Origin of the sequence: Streptomyces sp. A3M-1-3 (assembly GCF_024213665.1) — a bacterium.
Classification (GTDB): domain Bacteria; phylum Actinomycetota; class Actinomycetes; order Streptomycetales; family Streptomycetaceae; genus Streptomyces.
In genome coordinates this window covers 1-13518 of sequence record NZ_JANAVP010000009.1, presented here as the reverse complement: position 1 = coordinate 13518, position 13518 = coordinate 1, and the positions used below count along the sequence as shown (strand labels likewise).

Genomic DNA, 13518 nt, shown 5'->3' with positions numbered 1-13518 from the left:
CCTCGGCTAGCGGGCGGGGCAAGGCCCGCCTAGCGTCTCCTGCGTCGAGGCGCATTCCCTGCGATGTACGGACAAAGGTCCACAGGTGCTCCTCGAGGATCCGGAGGAGCCACCATGCGAGGGATACGTGTCGCTGCCGCCGCCGCGCTCTGCCTCGGTGCGACCACGGCGACGACAGCGACCGCGACGGCCGCGGACCCCCCGGGCGGCGGCACGGTCACGCTCAACCAGGAGGGGACGACCGCACTCGGCGTCGCCGACAGCCCGACAGCCGCACCCACCGGAACGCACAGCGAAGTCGAAACCGACCCTGAAGCGGACGCCGAAACCGAACCGTACGCGGAGACCGAACCGTACGCGGAGACCGGAACGCACCCTGGCGCCGGAACGCACGCCGACGCCGGTACACACCCCGAATCCGGTACACACCCCGAAGCCGGAACGCACCCCGAACCCGACATCCCCGCCGGTGCCCGGCATGGCGTCAAGGCCGGGGTCGGCGGCAGCCTCACCGGCATCGCCCCGGTCCCGACAGCGGCCGGGGCGACGCTGATCGCAGGTGCCGCCGGGGCGGGCGTACAGCTGATGCGCCGGCACCGCAGGGGCTGAGCGGAGGCATGCCCCAGCAACCGCAGACGCGCGGGGCCTGGGGCACGATCGCCGTCGTCCTGCTCATCGGCGTGTTCCTGGTGCGCTACGGCACGGAGGACCGCGCAGGACCCCCGCAGCCCACCTCAGCCACCTCAGCCACCCCAGCCACTTCCGGACTCGCCCCGCACCCGCCGCCGTCCCTGCCGTACTCCGCACCCGTCCGCGTCGTCATTCCCTCGATCGGCGTCGACGCCCCGTTCACCGGAGTCGATCTCACGTCCGACGGCTGGATCGACACCCCGCCCGCCGCGCACAGGGACGTGGCCGGCTGGTTCACGGGCGCCGCCTCCCCCGGCGAACAGGGCACCTCCGTCGTCGTCGGCCATGTCGACAACGCCAACGGCCCCGCGGTCTTCTACCGCCTCGGCTCTCTCCGGAAGGGCGCGCGCATCGAGGTGGCGCGCCAGGACGGACGTACGGCCGCCTTCTCCGTGTACGCCGTCGAGGTCGTGGCCAAGAAGGACTTCCCGGCCGACCGCGTCTACCGGACCAGGGGCCGGCCGGAGCTGCGCGTCATCACCTGCGGCGGCGGCTTCTCCGGGAAGACGGGGTACGCCGGCAACGTCGTCGCCTTCGCCCGCCTCACCGAGGTCCGCTGAGGAGGTCGAGCAGAGAGCAGGTCAGGTGGGGGCAGGTCGGGTCAGGTCAGGTCAGGTCAGGTCCAGAGGACCGCGATGAAGATGTTCGCGATCGTGAGACCGCCCACCGCCCCGAAGAACGCCTTCTCCACCGTCTCCTCGTCGCGCTTCACGTACACCAGGCCGAGGATCACGATCAGAACCGCCAGCTTGATGCCGACCTTGAGGTTGTTCACGCTCTGGTCGTCGGCCTGGTTCAGGCCCACCAGCGCGACTCCCGTGACCAGCATCGTCAGCGCGCCGTGCAGCATCGCCGGGTTGAACCGGGCCGTGCCCGCGCTCATCGCCTTCATCTGGGTGAGGAACCCGCCGAGCAGAGAGGCGATGCCGATGATGTGCAGGCCGACGAAGACATTGATGAGTACGTCCATGAGGCCGGAGCCTAACCACCCCTTTGCCACCCCTTCGCAGTCAGGTGTGCCTCATCAGCCGGTCCCATACGGTCATCAATGCACCGATTGGCACCAGTTCCGTTCATTGGGACTCTTTCCCGTGACCCAGGTTTAGCGTCCTCCCCCAGGTGGCCGAGTCCCCACCGTCGCCTCGTACCGGGCGGCAGCCGGCCACTGACGCCAAGAGATCCGGCGGCGGCCCTGCTCCCCCTGTGCGGGCCGCCGCCGGACGACGGAAGGACGTGATGGCCCTCGTGGCTGCACACCGAAAGCCCAAGCAGCGCCCGCTCGCCGGCAACACCGCACGGACTGCCGCCACCCTCGCCCTCGCGGGCGCTGCTACCGCCACCGCCTTTGAAGGATCCGGTCACGCGGAGCCCCGCCTCACCCCGGCCCAGCTGAAGGCCAAGGTCGACAAGCTGTACCAGGAGGCGGAGGCCGCCACCGAGCGGTACAACGGGGCGAAGGAGAAGTCGGGCGAGGCCCAGCGGTCCCTGACCGCACTGCGCGACGAGGCGGCGCGCAAGACCGACCGGCTGAACGCCTCCCGCAATGCGCTCGGTTCGCTCGCGACCTCCCAGTACCGCGCCGGGGGGATCGACCCCGCCGTACAGCTGGCGCTGTCGTCCGACCCCGACCAGTACCTGGAGCGCGCCGCGATCGTCGACCGGGCGGGCAGCCGGCAGGCGGTCGAGATCGCCTCCGTCGAGAAGCAACTCGGCGAGCTCAAGCGGCTGCGCGCGACCGCGGACGGGCGGCTGGCCGATCTCCGGACCCACCAGGCCGACCTGGCGAAGCACAAAGCCATCGTGCAGAAGAAGCTCGGCACCGCCGAACAGCTCCTCACCCGGCTCACCGCGCAGCAGCGTGCGGCGTACGAGGCAGACGCCCGCCGGGGTGGCTCGGCCACCGCCGCGGACGCGGGGCGCAGCGACCGCGGCACGCCGCGCGGCGCGGTCCGCGCACCCAACGCACGTGCCGCGCAGGCCGTCTCGTTCGCTTACGGAGCGCTCGGCAAGCCGTACGTCTGGGGTGCCACCGGCCCCTCGGCCTTCGACTGCTCCGGCCTCACGCAGGCGGCCTGGCGGGCGGCGGGCGTCTCGCTTCCTCGGACCACATACACGCAGATCAACGCCGGGCAACGCATCTCCCGCTCCCAGCTCGCACCCGGCGACCTGGTCTTCTTCTACTCGGGCATCAGCCATGTGGGCCTCTACATCGGCGGCGGCCAGATGATCCACGCCCCGCGTCCCGGCGCACCGGTGCGGGTCGCGCCGATCGACCAGATGCCGTTCGCGGGCGCGACCCGGCCCTTGTAACGCCTCGCTGGGCCCGGCTGGGGGGTGTCGTCAGAGTCCCGCCCGGCCCGCCCGGCCCGTCCTCAGGGGCGCAGCTGCCCGGGCCGCAGCTGCCCGCTCAGCCGGGTGAAGACCTCGGGCAGGGCCGTGCGCCACACCCGGCTGGTGTGACCGCCCCGGGTCTTCTTCACGTACACCGTGGTCGGCGGCTTGGCCGCGTCCCGCAGCGCCAGGCCCGGCGCGTATCCGTCGGCGCCCTCGCCCGAGACGAACAGCGCGGTGCGGGGCGGCGTCCTGGCCGCCCGGAGCATCAGCAGCGGGTGTTGGCGCGCCGCAGCTCGGGGTCCCGTCCGGTGAGCGACGTGCGCTCGGCGGCCGGGGCGTTGTAACCGGACAGGCCGACCGCCGCGCGGTAGCGGTCCGGGTGGGCGACGGCCAGCTTGACTGCGCAGTGCGCACCTGCCGAAAACCCGGCCACCGCCCAGCCGTCCGGCTTCTCCGAGGCGCGGAAGTTGTCGGTGACCATCTTGCGTACGTCAACGCTGATCCAGGTCTCGGCGTTGACCTTGCCCGGTACGTTCGCGCAGCCGGTGTCGGTGTCACCGAGCAAGTGCGTGCGCGGCGAGACGAGGATGAACGGCGCGACCGTGCCCTGCTCCATCATCGGCCGCAGCTGCCTCTGCACCTTGAGCGTGCCGAACCAGGTCTTCGCCGAGCCGGGGTAGCCGGGCAGCAGCTTGACCACGGGGAACTTCTTGTACTTGTACGCGGGATCGTCGTACTGCGGCGGCAGCCACACGTACACCTCGCCCCGCACACCCGATATCCGCCCCTGGAGGTCGGTCTTCTGCAGCCCTTCCCCCAGCCGGGGGTCGCGGACCGGCGTGAAGCGCGCCTTCACCTTCGGTTCGAGGGCGGCCTGCCGCCCGCCGGTCCCGTCGGGCCCGAGGTCGACGGTCGCGACAGCGCGAGCGGCAGCACCAGGGCGATCACACGAGGACGATCGAGGTCACGAAGAAGGACGTACCGGTCAGACTCATCACGTGAGCTGAGATGAAGAATGCCGTGCCGGGGTTGCCCGGTTGCGCAATGACCTGCCTCAGGGAGGCATCGCGACTACCCGAGCCGGTCGGCCACCACGGCGAGCCAGCCGCTGGGTGAGTACGGGGCCGGCGGGTCGACTTCCATGCCCAGCTCGGCGACGGCGAGCGCGTAGTCCGACTCCTCCAGGGACAGGGCCAGCAGTTCGTACAGCTCACCGACGAGGCGGGCCACGAGACTCGGGGCCGTCGAGTCTACGTAGTCCTGGACCGCCGCTTCGTGGTCGTCGAATTCGTCCGGCATGTCCTGCGAGAACCAGCCGCTGAGAAACTGCCCCAGTTCGGGGAAGCGGGCATGCCACTCCCAGTGGGTCCCCGGGACGGCGGGCGGCGGGACCTCGCCCGTCTCGATGCTGTGCTTGAGGTGGTCGGCGATGCTCAGCAGCCAGCCCTGGATCTCGGAGTCGGTCAGACCCACATCCGGTACGGCGTAGAACTCGCCCAGTCTCAGCCTGAGCCGGCCGGGTGGGTTGCGGGCGTACTCACGCACTTGCTGCTCGGCCACGGCAAGCGCCCATGGCCGGCTGTGCCAGGTGTGCCGCAGGTACGCCTCCAGGGCGGCGCTGCGCTCCTCGGCCTCGTCGCCTGCGGTCTGCCCCAGGTACGCGCGGATCACCTGATCCAACTCGCCGTATCTGCGGTCGTGTTCGAGCGGCTTCATGGACACGGTGGGTCGGCCTCTACAGGTAGATCGGGAAGGTGGCGTGCACGACGAAACCGTGCGGGCTCGCGTCATCGCGCCTGAGGATCACACGCGCGGCCCGTACGTCGACGGGCTCCCGCCCGGCGAGCATCATCGCCTGCAACAACACGCGCCCAACGGGCTCGGGACACGACGGCCAGGCGGCCTCGATGACGAGCCGCTGCCGGGTGCCCTGGGCGAGCCACCGGTGGATGACCTGCTCATTGCCGGTCACGACCTGCTGGGTAGCCCACTGGGCGGTCTCCCGGTCGGGGTACGTTGCGGATCGGTTCCGGGCCATCGCTCTGCCCTCCATGTTCATCGATGCTCCCGCATCATGTGTTCGTCGACCGTTCGGAGCAGTTCACGCAGGGCGTCGGCGGAGATCCACGGAATGGGCTGCAGAAGATTCGCCTGCAGCGACTCCGCATCCGGGAAAAGAACCAGCGCGCGGTGCGCCTCGGCTGCCCAAGGGGCAAGTGATTCAGGACAGAATGGATGCTCGGTAGCAATGTAGGCACGCACCGAATCCGAAAGAGTCACGGATTCGAGATCGTCGGTCAGGGCGGCGGTGAAACCTCTGAGCAGAGGAAAGGTCAGGCCCACCTCCCAGGTGTTCATGGGAAGCTCGCTGTATTCGGGCGGAAGATCGCGGTCCAGGATTCGGACAATTCCGGCGAGCGTCTGCAGATATTCTGCGGGCTCGATCCCTTCCGAAGCCTGGGCCAACTTCTGTCTGAATTCTGGCGGAGCTGAATCCAGTCCGCCGGCCGCAAGGAAGTCGCCGACAAAGTCCAGCAGAGCTGCGGCCGCGTGAGCGGAGCAGGACCACTCCGCTGTGTCCGACTTCCTTACCACCCGGATGTACCGCCGGATCTCCTCATCCAGGGACAGCGCTCCTGTGGACTCCTGGACTCTGATCGCGAGGTCGATGAGCCTTACCACCGGGCCACTGTTGAATACGGCCGCTGTGTATGACTGCACGTGGCAACTGCCCTTTGCTACTAGGGGATCGGCATGGAGGTGACGACGACGAACGGCGGGTCGATGCCCTCCTTGTACTTCAGCGCCACCCGCACCGATCTCGTGTCGCCCGCCGCGGCGTTCACACCGTGTGCATCATTCAGATAATGCTGCTGCGGATACGGATAGACATCCGCCACTTTCCCCATGCGGAAGGCATGCTTCACGACCGGGCGGAGGACGTCCCGTACCGGCTCCGGAACCCATTCAAGCAGCGAGCGGATGAAGCCGTCGCCGCCGTCGTCGTCACCCCACTTGAGATCCGGCACCGAGCCGTAGTTCGGGGCTTGGTCGATCACAGCCGGCAGAGGCTGGGTAACGGCCTGCTGCTTGCCCGTCGGGTGGGCGGCGGCCTCCGCCTTCGCGTAGTTGTTGGCCGTCGTGGTGAATCCGACCGCGGCACCTCCGACGCTCACCACACTCTTGGCCCAGACCTCCAGGAACCGGCTGCCGACCTTCATGTACGCCTTGGAGAAGGCCTGCGGAGCCGTTCCGTACCCGCCGGCGTCGGGGTACTCGCCCAGCGCCTTCATCAGCTCCTTGGCTCCCCGGTCCAGGAACGACTGCTGGCCGGCCACACCTCCTGAGACCCGGTGCAGGTCGGACGGCTTGACGTCGATGGTGCCGTTCTGGGACGGCGGCTGAACGGGCGTACCCATCAGGCTCCGCCCCAGCCGTGCAGTACGGACCGGTGCGCGGCCGCGTAGTTCAGGTGGCCCTTGACCACCACCTCATGGAGCCAGGCCTGCGCGGCCTGGAGGTCCTGGGCGGACCTGTCCCACTTGTCGAGCTGGTCGACGAACGCCTCGCGCGCCTCGCCCTCCCAGCTCAGGACCACCTTCTCAGTCCGGTCGTAGAGCCCGTCCAGCTTCTCGTTGAGTGTCTTGAGGATGTCCTCGAGCTCTCCCGACAGCCTCCGCAGCGTGGCGAAGTCGACGGTTATGTGGTCGTCGTCCGGCATGATTCCCCCCCGTACTCACACGTCCAGAATGCGGCTGCGCGGCGACTCGGCTCCCGTCGGCGGGCCGGACTCCGACATCGCCCGTGCCTCGGTCGCGACATCCTCGGAGTCCTGCATCTTCCTGAGCCGCTGCAAAGTGTCCAGCTCCTGCTCGCTGAAGCCGTCCTTGCCCAGCCGGGTTGCCTCCTCGATCAGGATCAGCACCTGCCGGATCCGCACCGCGTCCTCGGCGACACCCTTGTGCAGCTCCCGGTACACGGAGGCGGTCGTTCCGCGCCAGCCGGCCGCGACGCTGTCGACAATCTGGTCCATGTGTTTGGTCTGGCGCTCGAGGTAGCCCTGCATTTCGTCGAGGTCATCGACGAGCTTCGCCAACTGTCCTTCCGACACGTCGAGATCGGCGTGATCCATCCCGCCCCCCTTGAAGTCCGCTGCGTCCAGGCTGGCTTGATCCCTCCAGCCACTCTAACAACACGGATCACAGGGGTGGCAGCTGCAAATCCCAACCAGCTGTGGTGTTCGTTTCGGCCAGACCAGCCCAGTAGGTAGCTCTCGTTCGCCCTCTCAATGCTCTCTACGGACCGCAACGGTCCCCAGCCAGACTCTCCGCCCCAGATCGTCGAGTTCCGCCTTGAGCTCCTCGCATTCGGGGATGGCCCTGCGCAGCAGACGCCAATATTCGGCGCCATGCCCGGCGACGCGCACATGGGCCAGCTCATGCGCGATGACGTAATCGACCAGATGCATTGGCAACTGGAAGACGGCCCAGTTCAGTGCCATACGTCCGCCTGGCGTGGCTTCCGCGGGGGTGAACGCGCCCCAGCGAAGCCCGAGATCGCTCACCTTGAGCTCGGGTTCGGGTACATCCATCCGCGCTGCCCACGGCTGGAACCTCCCGCTCGCCCAAGCCCGTCCCACGCGCGTGTACCAGTCGACAACCGCTCGTCCGCCGCGCACCGGGTCCACCGCCTCGGTCCGGTCCAGCCTCAGCCGGCCAGCCACCATCCGCACCGGCATGCCGGGCTCGTCCACCAGCAGCAGCCTGTGAGCCCGCCCGAGATAACGGAACACCTCACCGTCGACGAGTGCCCGTGGGGTGTGCAAAGGCTGCATGGATCCGCGCAGCCGAAGCTTGCTCTCGATCCACTGACGGTGCCCGCGCACAAACTCCTCGGCACGCGCCGCAACGCACCCCTCGGGGGCGCGTACGACAACCGACCCGTCCCGCTCAATGGTGAGACCGAGCCGGGTACGGCGTGGGCTGATCCGCACCATCAGGACGAGCCCGTCCACCTGAAGCAGCCCGCCGTCCGGAAGCAGGTCGGCGGATGTCACGGGCACGGTCTCGGTCACTGGCACGGCGGCCATTCTGCCCGTCACGCTCAGCGTGAGCCGTGCGTGTCCCCCGCGAAAGCGGCGATGTACTCCCCCAGCCGCTCGAGGGCGTCGAAGTTCACACCGTGCGGCATCGGCACCACGTCCCGCAGCCGCTCCACGATGTGCGCCGCGAGATAGCTGACGTCCTGCGACCGGCCCCGGTAGGAAACCCGGCCCACGACAACGTCGATGACCTCGCAGACACCCGTCGCCAAGCCCCTCAGCTGCTCCGCCCCAGGGTTGTCGAACGCCGGATCCGCCGTAAACCGCTCCTCCAGAATTCCGTACACGCGTCGTTCCATACGGCTCAGACCGACCAGCCGCGGATCATCAGCCACCTCGCTGCGCGCCTGCTCGATGAGGTCGCCGAGTTCTTCGATCTGGTCTTCCCAGCGGTCGCGCAGACTCTCCAGTACGTCCGCAAGAGCCTGGGAGAGCGTGTTGTACCGGGCAGGATCCTCACGCCGTACCCGCTCCTCCAGGTGGAAGCGCAGAGCATGCTGCATCTCGGCGGCGGCTTCCCGCGGCGAGTGCTCCTGGACCTCACGGACCGCCAGGTCGAAGGCCGCGTCGGTGATCGACACGGGCGGAATCCTCTGCTCGACCGACTCCAGCTCCAGATGGTCAGCGATCATTTCGCGCACCTTGCGCCCGTACGCACGCAGGGTGAAGGTGCCGCCGGGCGCGTCCCGATAATGGCGGCGTACGCGTTTCTGCAGCATGGCCCACCGGCGGGCGTCCGGGATGTGGTCCAGCGCGTCCTCGTGCGGCAGCACCCGGTCGACGGACCGCAGAAACGTCCCCAACACCTCGTCGAAGCCGTGCCGGTCGCTCTCGTCGTTGAGCAGGAGCACGGCGCGCGGCAGACCGCCCGGGGCGTCCAGGTCGGTGATGCCCAGGTCGTCGAGGCACTCCTGAACGTTCTCGGCCGCCTCTCGGAGACCGGGCAGCTCGGCCTCGATGTCGAGCAGCGAGCCCATCACGTAGGTGTCCTCGCGGTACGCGGCCAGCGTCTGCGCGAGATTCGCGAACACCCCGTAATAGTCGACGACAAAGCCGGCGTCCTTCCCGGAAGCCGGCCGGTTGACCCGGGCCACGGCCTGCAGCAGCTCCGCGTCCCGGATCGGCCGGTCCAGGTACAGCACCTGTTCGATAGGCGCGTCAAAGCCGGTCAGCAGCATCGACTTCACGATGAGGAACGCGATGGGTGTGTCCTCCTCGTCCCCGTGGTCGACTCGCCCGGTCTGTCCCATGCGCGGGCTCGGCGGGCTCCACGGCAGCGCGCTGGACTGCGAGAGCGAAGGCTTGGCGGCCGCGGTCACGCGGGGATTGGCCGGTGCGCCCTCCAGATAAGGCGCCTTGGCGGGCCGGAGCTGGGGCAGGTCCTGCAGGAAGCGCTCGATGTGCCTGTCGCGACGGGTGGGATCCGTCCACTCCAGCCAGCGCCGTTCCTTGCGCTCCGCGCCGGCCGAGATGACCGGCACGAAAGCGATCCGCCGCAGCAGGCTCCGGTACTGCCAGGTCCGCAGCAGCACCAGTTCGGCGTACTCCAGCGTCTCGACACCCCGACCGGGGAACGGCTGGCTGGTGAAGTGCGCAACCCTCGCAAGGAGTTCATCACGGGCATCCCTGAGCGCCGCCCGGTACCGCACGGTTGCCACCCGGCTGACGGCGGCCACCTGAGCCTTGAATCCCGCCGTGAGCACGGATGTCACGTAGTGCTCCAGCATGTCCAAGGCCTTCTTGCGGATCATCGGCGCCGACTCGGCGATGTCCCGCTCGGTGGGGTTGCTCCATCGCCGCGCCAACGCCTGCTTCTCCTCGGCGCTGCGGTGTTTGATGAGGTCGTCGAACTTGGCGTCGAGCTTCTTGCCGTCCTTGACCTTCCCTTCCCCGGCACGCCCTTCGTAGCGGACGCGCACCACCACGCCGTCGGTCTCGGCCTCGTCCATCGAGTAGCGGTCGATGTAGGGCTGGGCGGGCTCGCCGCCAAAGATCCGGAAGGTGTCCGTCAGTCTGCCCTTCGTGATCGGCGTACCGGTGAAGCCGACGTATGCCGCGTTCGGCACCGCCTTGCGCAGGCAGGCGTGTAGTACGGACGTGTGCGAGCGGTGCGCCTCATCGACCATCACCAGGTACCGGGGTGATGTGCTGCACTCCGGGAATGTCGGACGCCGGAACTTCTCCCCGGTCTCGTTCCCCTCGCCCTTCTCCTCCGGCTTCTCGCCCAAGCGGGCCGGATCTTCTCCCGCATCGATACGGGCCTGCTCGTCCTGGAACTCCTCCGCCAGGTCCCGGTCGTCCCCGCCCCCGCCGTCCGCATCGCCCTCGAAGGCAAAGCGCCCGCCGTACTTCTGGATCATCGCGAAGACGACCCCACGCCGCCCGCGCTTCAGCATCCCCTCGACATCAGCCTGCGTCTTCGCGATGTCCACCTCGCTGCCGCTGACGCGCAGCGCGCCGGACAGCTGGTCCTGGAGCTGGGTGCGGTCCGTGACGACGACGACGGTGAACTGGTTGAGCTCCGGGTCCGGATGCATGTGCAGCCGCCGGGTCAGAAACGCCATCGACAGGCTCTTGCCGGAGCCCTGCGTATGCCAGATGACACCACCGCGCTCATCACGCACGGCGCCCAGGTCGAGCCGGGTACGGCCGGTGCGGAGCTTGAGCAGCATCTTCTCCACGGCCCGGTACTGCTGGTGGCGGCAGACCACCTTGATCCGGCGAGCGCCGCTCGTGCTGCCCTTGACCGGCAGAGCTATGACGTAGTGGCGGACGATGTTCAGCAGATGGGCCGGGCGCAGTACGACCCCGATGAGCTTCTGCTGCTCGGTCAGCTCGGGCAGCGCCTTGCGGATGGCCGGGACGCGGCCGTCAGGCTGGGCCTTGTCCGCGTCATCGCTGGGAACCTTCAGCAGCCCGGCGGCCCGCAGTTCGCGCCGCAGCACCGAGTCCCTCTCGGGCGAGACGCTGCGCCAGGCCGCGTAGTGCTCCTCGTCGGAGGAGATGGTGCCGAGCTGGGCGGTCCGCCCATCGGCGGCGATCACTAGCTGCACCGTCTTGAACAGCGGGGGCACGCCGGGTGGCACGGCCCCCCGTCTGTCCTTGCGCTCGTCGTACGCGAGGGGGTTCCCGGAGTACGCGCGCAGGTCCCGGACCGCGTCACCTATCGGGTTGGCGAGGTCGGGGCTCTTGCATTCGACGACGACCAGCGGAATGCCGTTGACGAAGAGGACGATGTCCAGGACGGACTTCTCCCCGCCGGACGTACGTACTTCGAGCTGGGTGACGGCGAGGAAGTCGTTCCGCTCGGTGATCTCCCGGCCGCCGGCCTCCTCGTCGGGCCGGTAGTCGATGTACTCGACGTGCGGGTCCTGCCCCCGGTGCGCCTTGACGCCGGGCATCTGCGTGCCGCTCAACAGCCGTGCGGTCGACGTGAAGTTGGCGTCGAGCAGACGCCGGCCGTCGCTGCCGGCGGAGACGGCCTGCAGTTCGGCGATCGCGCGGGCGGCGTGGTCGTCGGTCATCCACGGGGAGTTGCCGCCGTGCAGCCGGTTGATCTTCTTGACCGCCGTCGTCAGCCGCTGCTTGAGTAATACGTCCTCGTAAGCGCGGCCCTCCCTCTTGAGGTCCGGCCCATGGACGTGCTGCCAGCCCATCGCCTTGAGCTGCTGGACGAACGGCGTCTCGACCTCGTCCCGCTCCACCTCGCTGCGCGCCACGGTCCGCACCCCTCCCCGTGCCGTCGCGGCGCGTCAGGTTCGCGACCGTGTGCGGGGCGTCGGCGTCTCCGGCTTGATCCGAAGCTCCATTGTGCTCCAGGTGGTGTGGAAAGATCACCCCGGTGGCACGAAAGCCCCCATTGAACTCCGGGGGCTTTGTTCCTGTACACGGTCATACAGAGGGGAATCCGCCCCGCTTCACGTCGGCGACGAACACGTCCCAGGTGGTGGCCTCGAAGGCGAGGACGGGACCACGGGGGTCCTTCGAGTCCCGGATCGCGGCGACATCATCGAAGCGCGCGACGTCGACGCAGTCGCCCTGCGCCCCGCTGTAGCTGCTCTTGCGCCAGACCACGCCTGCGCCGTCCAACCTCGAACCGACCTGATTCTTCAATCGAGTTTCCTCACCAGTCGAGCCATGAGGTCGCGTGAAGGTCCGATGTCCAGCGCCGCAGCGCGCATCAGGTCGAACGCACGACCGTAGTGCTCCAAGTCTTCCTCGCGTTCGAGGTAGAGGCTACTGGTATGGCTCTCCAGGTACACCACATCGAGGTCGTCACGTACCGGGAAGCCAAGGATCAGGAAGGGCGCCGGCATGCCCGCATGGGCGCCCGCCGTGAACGGCAAGATCTGCAGAGTGATGTTGGGCATCTCCGAGGCCGCAATCAGACGCTGCAACTGCTTGGCCATCGCGGCAGGCCCCCCGACGGCTCGATGGACTACGGCCTCGTCCAAGATCGCCCAAAGCTTCAGAGGCTCTTCCCGCTCCCAGGCCGCGTTCTGCCGTGCCAACCTCACCTCGACCAGGGCGTTGACATCCTCCGGCGAGTATTCAGGGTTGGATGACCGGGTCAGCACCCGTGCGTAGTCAGCGGTTTGCAACAGTCCGGGCACCGCGCTGACCTGGTAGTTGCGGATCGCCGAGGCTTCGACCTCGAAGCTGATAAAGCTCGCGTAGTGCTTCGCAAGCACGTCGTTGTACGGCTGCCACCACACACGCCTGCGACCCTCACGCGCCAGATCGGCCAGCGCCTCCCGCTCACCGGCATCGCTGATGCCGTACAGGTCGAGGAGCCGGCCAACGTCCGGCCCGCGCAGGCCGCTCCGTCCACCCTCGAGCCGACTCATCTTCGAGGGATGCCAGCCCATTTCCGCCGCGGCGGCCTCCGATGTCAGCTCCCGGCCCTCCCGGAGCTTGCGCAGCTCCATGCCGAGGATCCGCCTACGAACGGTTGGGCTCGCTGCCATGCCTCACCCCTAACAGTGAAAGTGCAATTGCATTCCGCCGAAGCGATTGCAGTAGTCCAGCGACAGAGCCATGCTAGCGAAGCAGGCGACTCCATGTAGCAACACCACTACAGGTTCGCCCAGTTCGGTCATGCCCGCCGCACGCCAAGGAGGGCCCAATGCCCCCTGCCCACCAAACCGCCCACCCCGCCGAAGACTCCCCCGCTACAGGCGAAGCCGGTCACCTGTTCCCCCGACACCGCCGAAGCGTCGGCCGTGCACGCGCTGTCTTACGGCAGCAGCTGACCGACTGGAAGATCCCCGAGGAGCCGGCGGAGACGGCAGTACTGCTCCTCTCGGAGCTGGTCACCAACGCCGGTGCGCCATGAGGCGCTCTGTTGTATCCCCGGTTCAACCGGGAGGAACTGAAAGGGAGGTTTCTGGGTC

At 68.4% G+C, this 13518-nt stretch carries 17 protein-coding genes; 4 read left to right on the top strand and 13 right to left on the bottom strand.

The genetic code is table 11. From position 1 onward, the window contains the following. The first annotated feature begins 114 nt into the window (after positions 1–114). Both NLX86_RS12295 and NLX86_RS12290 read left to right on the top strand, forming a co-directional pair. Positions 115–609, top strand: a complete 495-nt coding sequence (locus tag NLX86_RS12295; RefSeq protein WP_254371688.1) for a hypothetical protein — start codon at positions 115–117, stop codon at positions 607–609. Between the two features lie 8 nt (positions 610–617). After that, a complete protein-coding gene (locus tag NLX86_RS12290; protein WP_254371687.1) occupies positions 618–1250 on the top strand; it encodes a class F sortase in 633 nt (210 codons plus the stop codon). A 56-nt stretch (positions 1251–1306) separates the two neighbouring features. Here the strand turns inward: NLX86_RS12290 and NLX86_RS12285 are convergent, their stop codons facing one another. Beyond that, complete coding sequence (locus tag NLX86_RS12285; RefSeq protein ID WP_254371686.1) at positions 1307–1660, bottom strand: hypothetical protein; 354 nt, start codon at positions 1658–1660, stop codon at positions 1307–1309. Between the two features lie 275 nt (positions 1661–1935). Here NLX86_RS12285 and NLX86_RS12280 point away from each other — a divergent pair, with 275 nt between their 5' ends. Next, a complete protein-coding gene (locus tag NLX86_RS12280; protein WP_254371685.1) occupies positions 1936–3000 on the top strand; it encodes a C40 family peptidase in 1065 nt (354 codons plus the stop codon). A 62-nt stretch (positions 3001–3062) separates the two neighbouring features. On the opposite strand, the gene NLX86_RS34710 is transcribed toward NLX86_RS12280, so the two are convergent. The 12 genes from NLX86_RS34710 to NLX86_RS12225 form a co-directional block, all read right to left on the bottom strand. Next, on the bottom strand, positions 3063–3290 hold the full coding sequence (locus NLX86_RS34710; RefSeq protein ID WP_308409582.1) for a hypothetical protein: 228 nt from the start codon (positions 3288–3290) through the stop codon (positions 3063–3065). After that, positions 3290–3880 (bottom strand): alpha/beta hydrolase-fold protein, encoded by a 591-nt coding sequence (locus tag NLX86_RS12275; RefSeq protein ID WP_308409581.1) that lies wholly within the window; start codon positions 3878–3880, stop codon positions 3290–3292. The genes NLX86_RS34710 and NLX86_RS12275 overlap by 1 nt, the downstream gene beginning before the upstream one ends. 215 nt (positions 3881–4095) lie before the next feature. After that, positions 4096–4746, bottom strand: coding sequence for a contact-dependent growth inhibition system immunity protein (locus NLX86_RS12270; protein WP_254371684.1), 651 nt, complete (start codon positions 4744–4746; stop codon positions 4096–4098). 13 nt (positions 4747–4759) lie between these two features. Next, a complete protein-coding gene (locus NLX86_RS12265; protein ID WP_254371683.1) occupies positions 4760–5062 on the bottom strand; it encodes an RNase A-like domain-containing protein in 303 nt (100 codons plus the stop codon). Positions 5063–5079: 17 nt separating this feature from the next. After that, positions 5080–5706 (bottom strand): hypothetical protein, encoded by a 627-nt coding sequence (locus NLX86_RS12260; RefSeq protein ID WP_254371682.1) that lies wholly within the window; start codon positions 5704–5706, stop codon positions 5080–5082. A gap of 59 nt (positions 5707–5765) precedes the next feature. Next, entirely contained in the window at positions 5766–6443 is a 678-nt protein-coding gene (locus tag NLX86_RS12255; RefSeq protein ID WP_254371681.1) for a hypothetical protein, read from the bottom strand. Next, complete coding sequence (locus tag NLX86_RS12250) at positions 6443–6745, bottom strand: WXG100 family type VII secretion target (protein WP_254371680.1); 303 nt, start codon at positions 6743–6745, stop codon at positions 6443–6445. Before NLX86_RS12250 ends, NLX86_RS12255 begins: the two co-directional genes overlap by 1 nt. A 15-nt stretch (positions 6746–6760) precedes the next feature. Beyond that, entirely contained in the window at positions 6761–7156 is a 396-nt protein-coding gene (locus NLX86_RS12245; RefSeq protein WP_254371679.1) for a WXG100 family type VII secretion target, read from the bottom strand. Between the two features lie 153 nt (positions 7157–7309). Beyond that, positions 7310–8098 carry a SprT family zinc-dependent metalloprotease gene (locus NLX86_RS12240; RefSeq protein WP_254371678.1) on the bottom strand — a complete coding sequence of 263 codons (789 nt, stop codon included), beginning with the start codon at positions 8096–8098 and terminating at the stop codon, positions 7310–7312. Positions 8099–8127: 29 nt separating this feature from the next. Next, a complete protein-coding gene (locus NLX86_RS12235) occupies positions 8128–11844 on the bottom strand; it encodes a type I restriction endonuclease (protein ID WP_254371677.1) in 3717 nt (1238 codons plus the stop codon). Between the two features lie 172 nt (positions 11845–12016). Further along, the gene (locus NLX86_RS12230; protein WP_254371676.1) at positions 12017–12238 is read right to left on the bottom strand and encodes a DUF397 domain-containing protein; all 222 of its coding nucleotides are present in this window, start codon (positions 12236–12238) and stop codon (positions 12017–12019) included. Then, positions 12235–13053, bottom strand: a complete 819-nt coding sequence (locus NLX86_RS12225; RefSeq protein ID WP_308409580.1) for a helix-turn-helix transcriptional regulator — start codon at positions 13051–13053, stop codon at positions 12235–12237. The genes NLX86_RS12230 and NLX86_RS12225 overlap by 4 nt, the downstream gene beginning before the upstream one ends. A 197-nt stretch (positions 13054–13250) precedes the next feature. Here NLX86_RS12225 and NLX86_RS12220 point away from each other — a divergent pair, with 197 nt between their 5' ends. Next, positions 13251–13460 (top strand): hypothetical protein, encoded by a 210-nt coding sequence (locus NLX86_RS12220; protein ID WP_308409579.1) that lies wholly within the window; start codon positions 13251–13253, stop codon positions 13458–13460. The last annotated feature ends 58 nt before the right edge of the window (positions 13461–13518 follow it).

Coding starts and splice junctions, on each gene's coding strand:
- NLX86_RS12265 (WP_254371683.1), bottom strand. CDS start 5,062: ATGGCCCGGAACCGATCCGCAACGTACCCCGACCGGGAGACCGCCCAG.
- NLX86_RS12295 (WP_254371688.1), top strand. CDS start 115: ATGCGAGGGATACGTGTCGCTGCCGCCGCCGCGCTCTGCCTCGGTGCG.
- NLX86_RS12245 (WP_254371679.1), bottom strand. CDS start 7,156: ATGGATCACGCCGATCTCGACGTGTCGGAAGGACAGTTGGCGAAGCTC.
- NLX86_RS34710 (WP_308409582.1), bottom strand. CDS start 3,290: ATGCTCCGGGCGGCCAGGACGCCGCCCCGCACCGCGCTGTTCGTCTCG.
- NLX86_RS12250 (WP_254371680.1), bottom strand. CDS start 6,745: ATGCCGGACGACGACCACATAACCGTCGACTTCGCCACGCTGCGGAGG.
- NLX86_RS12290 (WP_254371687.1), top strand. CDS start 618: ATGCCCCAGCAACCGCAGACGCGCGGGGCCTGGGGCACGATCGCCGTC.
- NLX86_RS12225 (WP_308409580.1), bottom strand. CDS start 13,053: ATGGAGCTGCGCAAGCTCCGGGAGGGCCGGGAGCTGACATCGGAGGCC.
- NLX86_RS12255 (WP_254371681.1), bottom strand. CDS start 6,443: ATGGGTACGCCCGTTCAGCCGCCGTCCCAGAACGGCACCATCGACGTC.
- NLX86_RS12285 (WP_254371686.1), bottom strand. CDS start 1,660: ATGGACGTACTCATCAATGTCTTCGTCGGCCTGCACATCATCGGCATC.
- NLX86_RS12220 (WP_308409579.1), top strand. CDS start 13,251: ATGCCCCCTGCCCACCAAACCGCCCACCCCGCCGAAGACTCCCCCGCT.